The sequence below is a fragment of the Rhodococcus sp. 06-1474-1B genome (assembly GCF_002258885.1).
Taxonomy (GTDB): Bacteria; Actinomycetota; Actinomycetes; order Mycobacteriales; family Mycobacteriaceae; genus Rhodococcoides; species Rhodococcoides fascians.
The window spans coordinates 43221-59185 of sequence record NZ_NOYR01000032.1; the positions used below are offsets into that span (position 1 = coordinate 43221).

Annotated in this window: 14 protein-coding genes, 1 tRNA gene and 1 riboswitch; of the genes, 8 read left to right on the forward strand and 7 right to left on the reverse strand. The window is 60.7% G+C overall.

The window, feature by feature from the left end:
* The first annotated feature begins 15 nt into the window (after nt 1-15).
* Both CH266_RS18105 and CH266_RS18110 read left to right on the forward strand, forming a co-directional pair.
* Complete coding sequence (locus tag CH266_RS18105; protein ID WP_027497653.1) at nt 16-237, forward strand: DUF3618 domain-containing protein; 222 nt, start codon at nt 16-18, stop codon at nt 235-237.
* A gap of 92 nt (nt 238-329) precedes the next feature.
* Nucleotides 330-403, forward strand: a tRNA-Lys gene (locus tag CH266_RS18110).
* 460 nt (nt 404-863) lie between these two features.
* Here CH266_RS18110 and CH266_RS18115 read toward each other — a convergent pair.
* Nucleotides 864-2102 (reverse strand): hypothetical protein, encoded by a 1239-nt coding sequence (locus CH266_RS18115; protein WP_141214553.1) that lies wholly within the window; start codon nt 2100-2102, stop codon nt 864-866.
* 830 nt (nt 2103-2932) lie between these two features.
* On the opposite strand from CH266_RS18115, the gene CH266_RS25220 reads away from it, so the two are divergent.
* The 4 genes from CH266_RS25220 to CH266_RS18145 all read left to right on the forward strand — a co-directional run bounded on the left by CH266_RS25220 (nt 2933) and on the right by CH266_RS18145 (nt 8044).
* Nucleotides 2933-4264: a hypothetical protein gene (locus tag CH266_RS25220; protein WP_141214554.1), complete on the forward strand. Its 1332-nt coding sequence runs from the start codon at nt 2933-2935 to the stop codon at nt 4262-4264.
* 847 nt (nt 4265-5111) lie between these two features.
* Nucleotides 5112-6071 carry an ABC-three component system protein gene (locus CH266_RS18135; RefSeq protein WP_141214555.1) on the forward strand — a complete coding sequence of 320 codons (960 nt, stop codon included), beginning with the start codon at nt 5112-5114 and terminating at the stop codon, nt 6069-6071.
* A 4-nt stretch (nt 6072-6075) separates the two neighbouring features.
* Nucleotides 6076-6309: an ABC-three component system middle component 6 gene (locus CH266_RS18140; protein ID WP_094733782.1), complete on the forward strand. Its 234-nt coding sequence runs from the start codon at nt 6076-6078 to the stop codon at nt 6307-6309.
* A gap of 130 nt (nt 6310-6439) precedes the next feature.
* Nucleotides 6440-8044 carry an ABC-three component system protein gene (locus tag CH266_RS18145; protein ID WP_217901009.1) on the forward strand — a complete coding sequence of 535 codons (1605 nt, stop codon included), beginning with the start codon at nt 6440-6442 and terminating at the stop codon, nt 8042-8044.
* A 190-nt stretch (nt 8045-8234) separates the two neighbouring features.
* On the opposite strand, the gene CH266_RS18150 is transcribed toward CH266_RS18145, so the two are convergent.
* The 3 genes from CH266_RS18150 to CH266_RS18160 are packed head-to-tail and all read right to left on the reverse strand — an operon-like array spanning nt 8235 to nt 11061.
* Entirely contained in the window at nt 8235-9254 is a 1020-nt protein-coding gene (locus CH266_RS18150) for an ABC transporter substrate-binding protein (protein ID WP_032370177.1), read from the reverse strand.
* Nucleotides 9251-10024 (reverse strand): ABC transporter ATP-binding protein, encoded by a 774-nt coding sequence (locus CH266_RS18155; RefSeq protein WP_094715883.1) that lies wholly within the window; start codon nt 10022-10024, stop codon nt 9251-9253. Before CH266_RS18155 ends, CH266_RS18150 begins: the two co-directional genes overlap by 4 nt.
* Nucleotides 10024-11061, reverse strand: a complete 1038-nt coding sequence (locus tag CH266_RS18160) for a FecCD family ABC transporter permease (protein WP_045841377.1) — start codon at nt 11059-11061, stop codon at nt 10024-10026. Before CH266_RS18160 ends, CH266_RS18155 begins: the two co-directional genes overlap by 1 nt.
* 126 nt (nt 11062-11187) lie before the next feature.
* Nucleotides 11188-11411: riboswitch (cobalamin riboswitch) on the reverse strand.
* Nucleotides 11412-11587: 176 nt separating this feature from the next.
* Here CH266_RS18160 and CH266_RS18165 point away from each other — a divergent pair.
* Nucleotides 11588-12616: an LLM class flavin-dependent oxidoreductase gene (locus tag CH266_RS18165; protein ID WP_027497645.1), complete on the forward strand. Its 1029-nt coding sequence runs from the start codon at nt 11588-11590 to the stop codon at nt 12614-12616.
* A gap of 17 nt (nt 12617-12633) precedes the next feature.
* Here CH266_RS18165 and CH266_RS18170 read toward each other — a convergent pair whose 3' ends face one another.
* Complete coding sequence (locus tag CH266_RS18170) at nt 12634-13341, reverse strand: enoyl-CoA hydratase-related protein (protein WP_032368246.1); 708 nt, start codon at nt 13339-13341, stop codon at nt 12634-12636.
* Between the two features lie 116 nt (nt 13342-13457).
* Here CH266_RS18170 and CH266_RS18175 point away from each other — a divergent pair, with 116 nt between their 5' ends.
* Nucleotides 13458-13727 (forward strand): DUF7218 family protein, encoded by a 270-nt coding sequence (locus CH266_RS18175; RefSeq protein WP_027497643.1) that lies wholly within the window; start codon nt 13458-13460, stop codon nt 13725-13727.
* 2 nt (nt 13728-13729) lie between these two features.
* Here the strand turns inward: CH266_RS18175 and CH266_RS18180 are convergent, their stop codons facing one another.
* The gene (locus CH266_RS18180; protein WP_094715884.1) at nt 13730-14218 is read right to left on the reverse strand and encodes an SRPBCC family protein; all 489 of its coding nucleotides are present in this window, start codon (nt 14216-14218) and stop codon (nt 13730-13732) included.
* 50 nt (nt 14219-14268) lie between these two features.
* Complete coding sequence (locus CH266_RS18185; RefSeq protein ID WP_094715885.1) at nt 14269-15957, reverse strand: nitroreductase family deazaflavin-dependent oxidoreductase; 1689 nt, start codon at nt 15955-15957, stop codon at nt 14269-14271.
* Nucleotides 15958-15965 lie beyond the last annotated feature (8 nt).

Below are 15965 nucleotides of genomic sequence, written 5' to 3' on the forward strand. Positions count from 1 at the left end.
CAAGTTGGAGGACACGTGGCCAAGGACACCGACCGAATCGAGCGCGAGATCGAGGCCGCTCGCAATCAGCTGGCCAGCACGCTGGACGAGCTGAGCGTCCGTGCCAGCCCCAAGAACATCGTCGCCAACACCAAGCAGACGGTGGTGGCCAAGCTCAACGAGCCGGCCGTGAAGTTCACTCTGCTCGGAGTCGGCGCAGTGGTAGCAGTTCTCGTGGTTCGCAGGATCTTCAACTGACGCAACAGGTGCCTTGACCAGCCGATTTCACATCTGGCCGCATCTGCTGTTAATGTTTCTCCCGCACCGCAGAGAACACGCGGTGCGGATCGGCGCCATTAGCTCAGTTGGTTAGAGCAGCTGACTCTTAATCAGCGGGTCCGGGGTTCGAATCCCTGATGGCGCACAACGAGTGCCCCTGAACAGCGTATTTGCTGGTCAGGGGCACTTTTTGTTGTTCGGGTATGTCTGGGGATCCGCATGCTTCGCAAAAATGGACAACTCTCTGACCTGCGGGTCCCTAAGCGGCGTAGGGCATTTCGGAGATTCGACTCCCAATCGCAGATACTGGGAGTCAGGTTCGGGCTGCCACGCCGCTGACCTGCGAGTTGTGTGCCGGATTCGCCCCGCCCGGTAGCCGATGGACGCCTGTGGACGCTCCAGTCAGCACTTACTCATCTTTTTGAGCCCTCGCAATCGAACGCGGCCGGTTCCCGTGTGTCGCCGCCTGCGCCGCGAAGCAGCTTTCGACATACTGACGTCAATTCGGACGAGGTCGGTTCAGTCAAGGTCCTCAGACCTATCCCAGCTCGGATCACCCGGACCGCGTGCACGCTACGGCCCTCGCCGAGATGGTCGACATCGTGCTACTGGTCTGATGTCGTCCACGAATGCCAATGGTCGAACCACCAGCTGTGAAGACTAGAGAGACGCGTGTGATCGGCCGGATCAGCGAGGAGAAATCCGAGGGCAGCAACCAACAATGACACGAACGCGATCCATCGGGCGACTCGACTTGCCTGAAGTCCCTGTAAGGCGGCGGTTATGCTGGCGGCTGCGGAGAGGATTGCTCTAGTATCTTGCTCTGCTACAACAAGACTCCTGATCATCGACTTCTGTGTTTTTGCAGTTTCGGTGCCGAAGTCGCGTTGAAGAATCGGCACAACATTGGCGGTCCGATCCTGCTCTTCGACCCATGGTGCGGGACCTCGCGCGAACTGGGGTTCGTGTTCGTATCGCACCTTGCGCAGTGAACGGTTGAAGTGTTTTACGTCTGAACTTGTGCTGCTGGTGTCCAGGCTCAGAGTAACGAGGTTTGACCGTAAGGCGCGGAGCGATCGGCTAGAAGCACGGTTGTTTTGAATACGAGCAGTGTCGCGCACCGTTGCGAAACGTTCCTGCAAGAGCTCCAGAAAGTGTCCATTCGCGATCTGCACGAACGAGTTACGTGCATGCGAGTCGATGATGTGCACGATGTGGGATTCATCCCTACCTCCCTCGCTTCTGATGCGTGGGTGTTGGTCGTAGAAGTGCTCTCGCTTGCCCCAAAGTGACCATGTCGCTTTGGAAACCAGGTCCCTGTTCATCAAATAGTCGACAGGTTCGAGCGCGAGCCCCGGAAGTTCCTCGGCAGCGATGTAGTCAAAGCCGTCGTTTCTGATGCCCAGCGCTCTGAGATGACTGTCAGTCACGCGGTCGGTGGGTGCGGCCGGCCCGTATCCAGAGAAAAGAAGACACGCGATGAGTGGTTGAGGATTGCCTCCTGCCGCGAACGCACCAGGAGCGTGTGCCGCGAGCCATTGTCTGGCGACTTCGTGTTGGCGCTCACGAACGGTTTGTACGCGACGGTAGGCCACCCAAGCGGGTGCCTGCGCCTCTGCCAATTGTCCGGGACGACGATGGATCTCAGGCAAGTATTGTCGGTGCCAGGCATCGTTCAGGTTCCGCGATGGCGTGTCCGCAAAGGTGAAGCACGCTACCATCGCGGTGATACCCTTGGCTACCTGGAGGCCGGTGATTTTGACGTGATCGAATTCCCGCGGTAAGTCTGTGCGAGCCGCGCAGAGGAACCGCCGCGTCGTTCGAGTATTCGCCAGTTCGCACACGTTCCACCACCGGTAGGCCGACGTCGCCCGGGACTCCGAAATTACTGAAGTCGTCGAAGGGGTGACGCCCAACTTGACGGTCTCAGAATCCCACCGATTCTTGGTGATGGCGTGGTGAAGGGCGTGAGCTTCGCTCGGGGGGGAACAGTTCTATCACCCACAGCGCCGGTAGCGAGACGTCCTGATCGGCACCGACTGCGTATTCGTCGAACTCGCTGCGCCAACGACCATGCTGCATTTTTATCTACGTCAGCTGGATGTCGATGCGGTGGGCTATCTTCGCCAGTGGTCGTGAGACGAGACGAAGTCGACTGTCCCAAACATGCCTTCGGACACGATCGATCCACAGACTGATTGTGGTGAGAATTTTCCATGTCAGGTCGTGCTGCCAGCCTTCGTGGGAAGGCGAGCTCTCGGCGTGTGGTAGCGGGCGGGTCGGCTCTGTCACGTGTCTCCGTTCGTGCCCGTAGGCGTTGGTAGCATCTGGGCGCGGGTGCGACCCCAGGACGAGCAGAGCGTCGCGCTGAACGAAGCTACCAGCGCTGGGAACCGGTGAGAGGACGACCTGTTCAAGGCAGTACGAGTAGTGTGTTGCCGTTGCATTCGGACTCCATTGGGCTTGCCAGCTGACGAACATGCGCGCCATGGTTTTCCGCCAGATCCCTCGTGGTTTCGCTGTCGGCGTCGGCTGGGAGGTCGTCGAACTCCCGATCCGTGGGTCGGAAGGCCCAGACGGTGACGAGCACTGCCGTTGCGAGCAACGGTGTACTGCTTGTGATCCGGAAGCATCGATAGGGGACGGCCCAATTGTGGGGATAGACTGACGCGCTGTGAGCTACGACATTTGGCAGTCCTTAGGCTTCGACGCAAACCCCTACAACCAGGGTCAGCTTCCTGCAAACCAGACGGGTTCCACACTGCTCGCCGGTAGAAAGCATCAAATTCTGAAGATCCAACGACTTATTGGTTCAGGTGGATCGCAAGCACTTATTGAAGGTCCAGTCGGTGCTGGAAAAACCAGTTTGATCAACGTCGCCATTTTCCGAATGTATGAAGAGTCTCTTGCATCCGCCCAGTCATCGATCTGGTTACCGGCTGTCAACTCCTTTCAGCTCGATAAAGACGTGGCCGGGTTCGAGGCTGATTTCTTCAGAACGTTACTGCAGACTTTGATACGGCACGCCAGTGACATTGATCGTGCGCGCGTTGCCACAATAAAGCTCGATGAGTATAACCGGTGGCTAAATAGTCCGATATTTAAGACTGGAAATTTTGGTTTGGGTGCGGGAATTTTCAACGGCCAGGCGGGTTTCGGACGGCAGCCTAATGCAGCAAATGCTTTTGAGGGGAGCGGACTACCTCAGTTCGTACGTCAGCAATTATCGAACATATTTCAGAATGGGGACCGCGGCGGAATTGTATGCGTTCTTGACAACCTCGAAATTGTTAAAACGTCAGAGGATGCCCGTGACGGATTGGATGCCCTACGTGATAGAATTTTCAATATTCCTGAAGTTCGATGGGTTCTCTGCGGTGCGCGAGGGGTGCTTTCGAAGGCGCGGACTCCACGTTTAAGTGGGATCTTCATGGCACCAGAGATCGTGCCTCGCTTAACGGACGAAGAAGTGACCGCAGCGATCGAGCGCCGTCTCGAATTTTTTGGCTCGGGAGATGCAAAAGTGCCTCTAAGTCCGCAGAATTTCGAGTTTATCTACACAGTTTTGAATCGAAATCTGCGAGATGCTATGAGTTGGGCGCAAAGCTTTTCGCATTGGTTGCTTGCAGAGTTTCCAGAATTGAACTTTCCGACGGATGCGCAGGATATGAGGATCTTGCTCGAACGCTGGTTAAGCAGTCGGGCACAAGATGTCTTTCAGCAGATTACCGGAGTTCGAGATCGTAGTTGGAGCTACTTTACGGATATTTGTGAGAACGGCGGCGTGAGCAATTCTGAGGAACACCGCAAGTATAGATTTGGTGGTCGAGCGAGCCAAGCTCGCGCGATGGAAGAACTTGTGGGCGCAAATGTCGCAGTACGCGAGTATGACCCGGATAATGCGGCCAGAGAGCTGCATACAATAACTGCAACAGGTTACCTTTTGGACTTCTACCGTTCCTCGCTAAACATCCCCGCCGGTCGGATTTTAGATATCTCACGCTGAATGCTTGCCAAGGAGCATAAAAATGTAGCTAGAGCTGTAGAAATCGTTGGGGCTCGAACACTGGATCGTGCGGTCGGTAGACGTCGCAGAGGTCTACCTGCATATCTCAGACGCGGTGTCTTGACTGTGGGTAGCGCGCCAAATCGGGAGACCGTGGTGGGGACTGACGGTCCCGCCTCCACAGATTGTGAAAGGGCAAGCCGCTCAGACGTGGCGCTGACTGCAGCTGTCGAGCGAGCGCGATTGGATGTCGGTGGCGTCGGTCATTGTCCGAACAATGATGCTGAATGTTCAGCACCTAGGCGTATGGATGCAGGCGGGTGTTCTGGACGACGAATCCGAGAATCGCCTGGTCGTATGGGTCGAGATCGATGGTGACAAGCTACGGCTTCGGGTGACACAACATCCTTCGGCACAGACCTCGGTTGCGCGTCACCGATTCTTGAGGGCGTTCGCAGGAAACGGAACAACCAGCTCGCACCGAAGCCTCGTGGGATCGAGCGCGGGCGGACCCGTCGCCGCGGCGTCGCCCACCGAAGCTCGCATGTGCAAAGCATCAGAGCTACACCGCGCGGGCAGCTCCTAGGGTGCCTGCATTCCGGTTTCCCCGGCTTCAAGGGTTAGGCACGCGCTGTGCGTGCATTCGGTGCCCGCACAGGTGACACGGAACTTCCGCTCGACGCCGGACTGGAGACGGGCGCCGGAAGAATTGCGAGCGAACGGTCCTGACAAGTCCACAGCGCTGTGCATTCCAGCGCCCTGCTGCACTTGCAGAGCTAGACAGCGAGCAAGATAGCCTTGGACGACGCGGCCAACGGGGTCGATGCTGGCGACAATGGAGGTGACGATGCTGCTGACGGCCAACTGGCGCGACTGGTATCACTTCCGTCACCAGCAAGAATGTTTCAAGTCGGGCGTGGCCTTTGAAGACTACGTCTCCAAAGTACTGGCTCGCTTCCACGATGACTTCGTGAACCCGGCACCATCTGGAACGCTCGGCGATGGTGGCTGCGATGGTTTAGCCGAGTCCGGCACAATCTTCTACGCCTGTTACGGCCAACGCCCAGGCCGCAATGCGGAGCGTGAGCTGGCAGCGAAGATCAATTCAGACTTCTTCAGAGGTCTTTCTCAGTGGGGTAACTTCCATACTTGGAAGTTCGTGACGAATGCCCCCTTCGGTCCGGAGTCGGCAAAGGCGCTAACGGCACTCCAGCAATCTCATGGCCCAACCAGCCCGCGACCGTTGACAATTCGCCTCGTCATCCCGGAGGGCCTGTGGCTGGAAGTAGTTGGCAGTTTAGACATCGCCGTTCTCAACGAGCTCTTCCCGGGCGCTCCGGGAGCTGAAAATGTGGAACTCGCAGACCTACTGCCGCTGCTCGACGCGCTCGATACCTCCGGCTCAGTGATCGAGAGCGGCGGGAACGTCCTCCCGGTCCCAGCAACCAAGATGGACTTCAACGAGCTTCCGGCGGCGAGTCGCCTTGAGTTCAACGCAGGCAGGCGCTTAGCTCCTCGAATTGATCGCTGGTACGAGAAGTCCTCCGATCCCGGTCTTTACGACGTTCACGGAGAACGATTTCGGTCGTTGTATCGGGATGCCCGAGGAATTACAGAGGTCCCTGCGGAAGTCCTAGAACGGCTGTACGTGTCGGTAGCTGGTGCTAACTTCCGCATGGATGGGAAGCGAGCGAATGCAGCCTTTGCGGTCGTTTCGTACTTCTTTGACTCTTGTCATATTTTCGAGACACCACCGAGTGAGGAAACTGACTCGACGGAGGGGGTACCCGATGCTCTTACCCACTAAGGGCGTGTCATCCGACCGCGCTCTGATGACGATCGGGTACGAGATCCTTGATGAGCTTCGCGATCCCTTGTCGGTATCGGCGCTCTGGGAGAGGTTTAGTGTCCGCAAACGCTCATCTGTTCGAGGACAACAGATTACGTTCGATTGGTTCACGCTTGCGTTGGCGGCGCTCTATGCGATGAAGCTTGTCGATACCTCCGACGACAACGGCTTCATCAGGCGAGCGCATGTTTCTTAGCGCGCTCAATTCGTCCGATCCGAGATTCAGAACTCTGCGGTTCCATGAGGGGCTGAACATACTCGTCGCCGACCGCACTGAAACGTCGGAGCAAGGGGACAGTCGCAACAGTATCGGGAAGACGAGCTTCGTGAAGGTCTTGCGCTACGTCCTCGGCGGTGATCTTTCGTCCGAGTTCAAGGCACCGGAACTATCCAAACACACCTTCACAGCGACGCTCTCCTTGCCATCCCTCGATGGCGACGGAGTAGACGAAATTACGGTTACGCGTGCTGTTTCACCAACGACAAGAGTCCAAGCAACCGGTTGGTCTGTAAATGAGGATTCCATAGACCTGCACGTAGATGAGTGGCGAGAGTTGCTCTCGCGGTGGGTCTTTCACATTCCAGAAGATGCAAATCGCCCGACGGCCGGTCAGCTCTGGGGCCAGCTCATCCGGACATACTTCGGTAACCCGATCAAGGGCCATCAATCCGAGGCCGATTGGGAGTCCGGGGTAAAGATCGGTTTCTTGCTGGGGCTGTCGCCGGAGATTTTAGGTAAGGCCGGCGACCTCGATCGCCTTACAAAGCAAAGCAAAGCCATTCGAGCCGCGGTGCGGGAAGGTGCGATCGCGCATCTCTCACTCGACGAGTCAGCACTCCGTGCGCAGCTCGCAACAGCCCGCAGGCAGCGGGATCGTACGCAGAACAATTTACGTTCGTTCAAGGTTGATGAGCAATACGCAGAACATCAGCATGGGGCCGATAGGTTGAGCGCTTCGATACAGCGACTTAACGATGAGGCCTTAGCCCTTGAGCGTCGTGCGCGGGAACTTGACGATGCACTTCAGGATGAGGTGGCGTCTTCCCAAGGCGATGATCTGGCGGCAAGGCTTTCCCGTGTCTACGCTGAGATAGGGCTGGTGCTTCCCGACACTGTGAGTCGGCGCTACGAGGAGGTCAGGGCTTTTCATGAGTCCGTTTTACGAAATCGTCGATTGTTCCTTGAGCAGGAGCTTAGCGCCATTCGTGGACGACTTGACGCTGTCGATGCGGAAAGGCGAGCTCTCGACGGGCAGAGATCCCAGGTCATGCAGTTGCTCAACCAGACCGTCGCGCTTGATACGTTCCTAAGCATCCAGCGTGACCTTGCGAAGCAAGAATCCGATGTCGCGGATCTCGAACGGCGACTTGAAGCTGCGAACTCGATCAGCACGATCAGCGACACGATCAAGTTGCGGACTGCGGAGCTCGTTGCGTCGGTTCGCACCGAGTTGAACGAACGAGACGACAAGCTCGACGAATCTATCTCTTTGTTTAGTGAACTTGGCGCAGAAATCTACACGGACCGCGAAGCATCACTTCTCGTATCGCCGACGGCTAAGGGGCTACTGAGCGTGGAACCCCGCATATCTGGAGACGCGAGCACGGGCGTCCGAAGTGTCGAAACATTCATGCTTGACATCGTCTGCGAGATAGCCGCAATAGGGGCAGGCCGGGCTCCACGGATACTCGTACACGATAGCCATCTCTTCGACGCAATCGACGGACGGCAAGTTGCGTCGTGTCTGAACATCGGGGCTCGACTCGCAGCGGAACACGGCTTCCAGTACATCGTGACGCTCAACTCTGATTTCATTACGAGCGTGGAAGCTCAGAGCGACGGTGCCTTCGACGCTGACCCATACATATTGAGCACGCGCCTCACAGACGAGACTGAGGCCGGCGGGCTGTTTGGGTTCCGGTTCGCCTAGGCATCCGCCGACCAGGGCAATCTCGACGGCCTCCCTGAGTAGCCAGTCGGTGGCGGTGCCGCTGCACTGACCAATAGTCGTAGGCCGCCTCGAAACTGCGATCTGCGAATCGTGCTTGCGCCTGCACTGGATTCGAGCCTCGGTAGCCGCAACTTGCCGAGGTATCGCTGCCGCCGGTTTCTGTGGGCGGTCAGCGGCCCTTGGATCGGAGGAAGTCCGCCACCGTGGTGACGGCGGCGGGGTTGCGTGGTCCTTCGACGAGCGCTGCGTAGGGGAGGGCAATGATGTTGTTCTCACGTACGGCGGTGGTGCCGGACATCAGTGGCTGTGCACGGAGTTGCGCGATCTTGGCGTCCACCGAATTCGACGGTCCGGCACCGTAATCGACGATGACGATGAACTCGGGGTTCCGTTGGGCTGCGGCTTCCCAGGACGCGGTGGTCCAGGAATCGTCGAGGTCGTCGAAGATGTTGCTGCCACCGGCTTCTCGGATGATCTGCGACGGAGCTGCGGTGCGGCCGGAGGTGAAGGGCTCGGGATCGGCGCTGTCGAACAGGAACACCCGCGCCGGGTCTCGGCCGTCCGGAGCCCCGGCGTTCGCGGCACCGATCTGGTTCTCGTAGTCGGTGACGAGTCGGTCGGCCCGGTCACGAACTCCGAAGAGGTCGCCGAGGTTTCGTAGGTCGGTGTAGAGCGCGTCGAGGGGTTCCATGACTCCGCGTGCAGTACTGCCGGGTTGCCGGCATGCTTCGGTGAGTTGGTAGGGAACTGCGCCTATGCTGCGGATCCAATCGGGAGTCACGCCGGTCGACTCCTTGTAGCCGTAATTCCAGCCGGCGAAGACGAAGTCCGGGTTCGCCGACTGAATCACCTCACGGGTGAAGGCGTCGGCCAGTTCCGGTGCCGCGTCGAAGTCGCTCTTCCACGGCGAGGAGTCGATGTCTCGCTCCTTGCCCGGGTAGCTGGTGTATCCGACGAGGCGGTCGGCGAGGCCGAGGGCGAACATCATCTCGGTGATGCCGGTGTCGTTGGTCAGTACCCGCTGTGGGGTACCGGTCACGGTCAGCGGCTCGCCGCAGTTGGTGACCGTCACCTGATCGCCACCCTGCTCGGTGGCTGTGTCGACCTGGGCTCCGCACGAACTGACCAGTGCTGCAACAGCGGTCGCGGCAATGGCGATCGTGCGAGGCCGGCGAAAGAGGTGGGTCATCGAGTGTCCTTGTCGTCGAAGAGAACCTGGGGAACTCCGAGGCGTGGGTGGGTGACGATGTGTCCGCCGATCCCGAACCAGGTCGAGAGCACCTTCTCGGTCACGACTTCATCGGGTGAACCCGCACAGACGATGCGGCCGGCGTGAAGTACGACCAAGCGGTCGCAGAATTGGGCGGCGATATTCAGATCGTGAAGCGCGGCGATCACCGTGATCTGCAGGCTCGCAGCGGCGCTCAGCACTGCGTATTGGTGTCGTATATCGAGGTGATTGGTGGGTTCGTCGAGCACGAGCACGTTCGGTTGCTGGGCGAAAGCCCGTGCGATCAGAACACGTTGGCGTTCGCCTCCGGACAATGACAGGAACGATCGGTCCAACAAATGTTCCACGTCGGCGACGGTCGAGGCACGAGCGCACGCGTCGTCGTCGTGGGTGCGGTTGCGTCCGAACGTGGAGTTGTGTGGAAGACGTCCGGTGGCGACGACCTCGCGTGCGGTGAAGTCGAAGTGCATCGAGGAGTCCTGGGTGAGTGCTGCAACCTGACGTGCGTTCTCTCGCATGGTGATTGCGGTGATGTCGCGGCCACCTACCTCGATACGTCCGGTCGAGGGCTCGCTCGCTCGATACAGACACCGCAGCAGTGTCGACTTGCCGCTCCCGTTCGCGCCGACAATGCCGACGATGCTGCCGGCGTCCAGGCTCATGGTGATGTCGTCGATGATGCGGGTGCCGCCGATATCGACTGCGACGTCGGCGTAGTCGACGCGCATCAACGGTCGCCGATCATCGCGCCGCGGCGACGCATCAGCAGCACGAACGCCGGAACTCCGACTGCCGCGGTGATCGCCCCCAGGGGGAGCTCTTGCGGCGGTAGAACCGTTCGGGACACCAGATCTGCGGTGACGAGGAAAGCCGCACCCAGGACCGGGGTGATGACGACAAGCCTGCTGTGGTCGGCCCCGACCAGTAACCGTGCTACGTGAGGGACGACCAGACCGACGAATCCCACTGCGCCACAGATCGACACGTAGCACCCTGTCATCGCTGCGGATGTCACGAAGAGAGACAGACGTAGACGTGCCGCGTTCAAGCCCAGTGCCGCGCTGACTTCGTCTCCCATCGACAGCGCGTTGAGTCTGCGGGCCGTCAGAGCGGTCGCGGCTACTCCGGCCACGGTGACGGCGGCGGCCAGCGGGACGCTGGCCCAGGTGGCACCGGCGAGGCTGCCGAGCAACCAGAACATCACACTGCGAGCGCCGTCGCCCTGAGGTGCCAGGAAGATCAGCACGGTGGTCATTGCAGAGAATCCGTAACCCAACGCGGTACCCGTCAGGACCAGGCGCAGTGGCACCAGCCCTACCGGGGAGCGTGCCATCAGATACACGAGGGCGGTTGCGGCGAGTGCGCCGAGGAATGCTGCACTCGAGAGTGCGTAGATGCCCAGGGCACCGAATGTGCCGAACAGGACCACCGACGTCGCGCCTACCGATGCACCCGAGGAAATTCCGAGAACGTAGGGATCTGCGAGTGCGTTGCGCACCATCGCCTGCACCACCAGTCCGACCACAGCCAGACCTGCTCCGATGACCGTCGCCAGCAACACTCGAGGCAGCCGAGAATCGATGACGATGCGGTAGTCGGGGACATCGCCGACGGCGATCGTGCCGCCGGACAGCTGGGCCCACAGGTAGCCCATGGCGTCGGTTGCCGGGATGTGCGCGGCCCCGAACATCAGTGCCGAGAGTGCTGACACCGCCCAGATCGCGGCGGCGAGCACAGTGAGGGGCAGGACCGATCTGGACTGCATGCGCAACTTTCTCCGCTGATCCCTGACCTGGCGACCTGCGAAAAGCGCGGTATCCGAGGCGAATCCGCGCAGCGCGAACGACGACCTCGTCGACCGTGTCCCTCGGGATCGACAGGCGACCACGCCGGCGGCGCAGCCGCGGTGGCAGGTCTTCGGACTCGCGGACACGCCATCCGACGACGTTCTCGGACGACTCCTATTGGCGGTCGCTTCCCGGGACGAATCCCAGTGCTCGATGACCGCGGTCGTTTCCACTCACCGCTGCGGGGCAGTTCCGGGTTCTCACCGGATTCCCTCTTACGATCCGATGACCAGCACGGCCATCGAAAACCAACGCCCACGCACGATAACAGCTCAGGCGTGACGCGTTGTGTCGGTCGGCTTCGGTGCAAGTCAGCGGATGTACTTCGCGGCGGATGAGGCGAAGCGTTGGGGAGAGTAGTAGTTTTCTGCCCACCGTCCACTGGAATAATTGAACCTTCATCGACGCTGATGGGTTCGTCCATCCCGAATCGAGAGGTACCCAATGCACCTGGGCGTAGACAGCTTCGTCTCTTCCGTGACCGATCCGACCGACGGCCGCGTCATCGCGCCTGAGGAGAGGATGGGGCACCTACTCGAGGAGATCGCCCTCGCGGATCAGGTCGGTCTTTACTCGTTCGGCATCGGTGAGCACCATCGCAGCGAGTACTACGACTCCGCTCCGTCGATCATTCTGGCCGCAGCAGCCGCGCGCACCGAGAACATCCGGCTCGGCAGCGCGGTCAAGGTACTCAGTGCCGACGATCCGGTGCGAGTGTTCCAGGAGTTCGCCACTCTCGACCTCATCTCGAAGGGCCGGATCGATTTGGTGGTCGGCCGAGGCTCGTTCACCGAGTCTTTCCCACTGTTCGGACTCGACTTGGCCGATTACGACTCCTTGTTCGCCGAGAAGCTGGATCTCCTGCTGCAGATTCGCGACAACGAGGAGATCACGTGGTCCGGCCGGCACCGGCCGGCGCTGAACCGTCAGGGGATCTATCCTCGTCCGCTGCAGGATCCGCTACCCATCTGGGTCGGTGTCGGCGGAACCCCCGAATCGTTCGCTCGTGCAGGGCTTCTGGGCCTACCCCTGATGATCGCCATCATCGGTGGAGAACCGCGCCAGTTCGCGCCGCTCGTTGACCTGTATCGACGCGCGGGCGCGCAAGCGGGTCACCCGCCGGAGAAGCTGAAAGTCGGATTGCACGTGTTCGGATTCGTCGCCGACACCACCGAGGCGGCAGCCGACACCATCTACCCGGGCTGGAACGAGATGTTCACCAAGATCTCTCGCGAGCGCGGCTTCGCTCGACCGAGCCGACAGCAGTTCGACGCCACGTCGGGACCCAACGGTGCGTTCTTCATGGGAGACCCGAAAACCGTCGCCGACAAGATCGTTCGGGTAAGCGAGCAACTCGGCGGTGTGGATCGACTGTCGCTGCAGATGACCAATCCGCGTCTCGCCCACGGTGATCTGTTGCGCGGCATCGAGCTACTCGGTACCGAGGTCGCTCCGCTGGTAGCCGACGCGTAAGCGGCAGCGAGCGAAAATCAGTTTGCGGCCCATTCCATTTCGTCCACACCGGCGACCGGGGTCGACAGCGAACGTATCTCGCTCGCGTACATCGTGCGCTTGATTTCGCCGAGCACAGGGCCGCGGGTTCCGATCAAATCCGTTGCCCGAGAGAGTGCGTCGTCACGCAGCCGATCCTCGGTGGACACTGCGTCCACCAAGCCGAGGGCGGCTGCGTCCACTCCGCCGTAGCGTCGGCCTGTGGTCAGTGCTTCGTGGAACGTGTGCGGGGCGAGCTTGGCTCGGACCATGTCGACTGTTCCCGGGCTGTAGGTGGCACCGATGTTGACGCCAGGAAAGCACAGGAAGCCGCGATCGGAGCGCATGACGCGGTAGTCGTGTGCCATGACGAAAAATGCGGCACCCCCGTAGGTGTGCCCCTGCATAGCCGCCACCGTCTGCATCGGGAGGGTCAAGAACCGCACCAGCAGTTCCTGCACCGTTCCGATGAACCGGTTGATCTGGTCCAGGTTCTCGGCACCCCAGGACAAGTCGACTCCGGTGGAGAAGTACTTGCCGGTGGCCGTCGTGACCAGTGCAGTCGGGCCACTACTGGCTTCTACCTCGTCGAGCAGAGCGTTGACCTCGGCCACCCAATCCGGCCCCATCCGGTTCTCGGTGTCCTCGACGTCGCGAGTGCCGAGATTCAATACGAACACGTCCGCGACACGATCCAGGTATGGCATGTCCCGAAGGTACCCAGCTTTCGTTGTTCTACCCCACAGCGACAGAAGGCACGTGTGTTTGCCGGCGGGAGCACCGGGTAGTTGTATCAGTACAAACGATCGAACGGAGGACCAGCATGCCCACCAACGATGACCAGCCCCAGCTCAAGGACCAGGATCTGTACGAGAAGCTCCGTGACGAAGGAAACTCGAAGGAGAAGTCGGCGCGCATCTCGAATGCCGCGGCCAACGAGGGCAGGAAGAACGTAGGCAAGAAGGGCGGCGAGTCCGGATCGTACGAGGACTGGACCGTCGACGAACTGACCGATCGAGCGAAGGAGATCGGCCTGGAGGGCTACTCCAAGCTGAACAAGAAAGAGCTGATCGAGGCGTTACGCAATCACTGACGTCATTCCGGCCGCAGAGACGAGTAGTACTCCTGCTGTGCGGGGTAGTAGTCGTCGAAGCTCGGCAGCGGTGCGGCGTCCCTGGATGCGATCAGCATGTCCAGGTAGTACTCCCAGCCCGGACCTATGTCGCCGATGCCGTCCGTGCTGTCGAGGCCGTGGGTCAGCACGACGAGTGTGTCGCGGCCCTTCTCGGTGAGCCTGACCTCGAGCGGCCAGCCGCCCTCGTCCGACATACGGACGGCCAGTCGTTGGGGCGGCTCGCAGGCGCCGATCGCCATGTCGGCGACGGGTTCGCCGTCCTCGAAGATCATGGTGACGCGGATGCTGTCGTCCGTCACCCGTTCCCAGGGCCCGAACCACAACGCGGTCCGAGAGGATTCGGTGAGGCTGGCCCACACATCCTCTCGTGACGCGGCGACGGTTCGGCTCAGCTCGAGGGCGTAGCCGGTTTCGGTCTCGCGCAGCGTGCCCGTGGGTATCGGTGCCATCGGGCCATTATGCGTCGTGCGACGATCCACCGTCGAGCACAATCGTCCTGTCAATCGGTGAAATCGATCCGCACAGATATCGGGTCGGTCTGGAGGGCGCGAAAACCTGCGCCGATGAGCCGCCCGAACAGTGGGTTCGCGGAAAAGGAACGCGCTCGCGCACTGACGTCGTCGTCGGGCACGAAAGTAGCTGTGCCCGCTCGCCAGCGATCGCCGACGCGAATCCTGATACGCGGCTCGTCGCCGATGTTGGCTCCCCAACCGGACCTGGTTCCGTGCTGAGAGATCACCCACGCTCCTGCCGGGTCGAACGATGCAGAGACCGGTACCTGTCGGCGCAGACCGGACCGACGGCCCACGGTCTCGATGTCGGTGACCAGCGATGTTCTGACTCCGACAGACGCCAGCCCGTTCACGAGCGGGTTGGCGACGTGCTTTCCGATCCACCGCTCCCGGCGGAACTTCGCAGCTGCGGCGGACGCCGTCGTGGTGCCCCCGGCGCGCCGACTACGAAACGCGTCCCAGCCGTTGCGCTGCACCATTGCTATCGCTGTTCGCCAGGCGGGGCGTCCCGAATCGGGTTGCTTTCCATCGCCGATGCGCTGCAGTTGGTCGGTGTGCCACTGCAAGTCCAGAGCGCCGTTGATCTGTTTGAAAGCACCAGCTTTCGACGGAACTCGCAACGCGACGAGCGGAGTCTCGACCCGATCCAGTGAGCCGTCGACCAGTGAACGGGCTACTGCCGGGGCGAGAGCAGTCGGGCGACCGAGACCGACGACGTCGCACTCTCCCGATCGTACGGCCGCACTCATCACCGAGCGGGTGCGGAAGCCACCGGTCACTGCAAGTGGAACGCTCCCGGCTGCGTCGCGCACCGTGTGGGCGTATTCCAAGAAGTAGGCTTCGCGATCGCGAGTGCTGGAGGTGCCCATCATCGCGGGTGATTCGTAACTGCCGCCACTGATTTCGATCAGATCGATCGCTTCCTCGACGAGATGCTCGACGGTGATGCGAGATTCCTCTTCGCTGAATCCGCCGCGCTGGAAGTCTGCAGAGTTCAGTTTGATTCCCACTGCAAAGCCGGGGGACACGGCCGCTCTGATGGCGCGCACGACGTGAAGAACGAATCGCATCCTGCCGTCGAGGTCTCCGCCCCACGCGTCCTCGCGTCGGTTCGACAGGGGTGAGAGAAACTGAGACACCAGGTATCCGTGGGCACCGTGGAGTTGCACTCCATCGAAGCCGGCCGCCTCCGCTACCGACGCGGCCAGGGCGAACCTGTCGATGATGTCTCGAATCTCGTTCTCGCTCAACGCACGCGGTGTCGGTAGCCCGGGTACGCCGGACGCGATGGCAGACGGGGCGACGGGCGTGGCACGGGTGACGATCGGATTGGCCTGCCTGCCAGGGTGATTGAGTTGTACCCAGATGGGGACGCCACCGTCGGAGGTCGATTTCGCCCAGCGCGCCAGCGCATCGTGGTCGCGGTCGTCTTCGATGACGACGTTGCCGGGTTCGCCCAGGTGAGATCGGTCGACCATCACGTTGCCGGTCACTACCAGTCCGTAGCCACCCGCGCCCCAACGGCGGTACAGCGTTTCGAGCCGGGTGTCGGGTGCGTGCTCGGCAGTCCCCAAGCCCTCGCTCAAGGCCGCTTTCATCACGCGGTTCGGAAGGGTCTGCCCGCAGGGGAGTGGGAGCGGGGTGCTCAGTTCGACGACGTCGGTCTCGGTGGGCATGGCGTGAC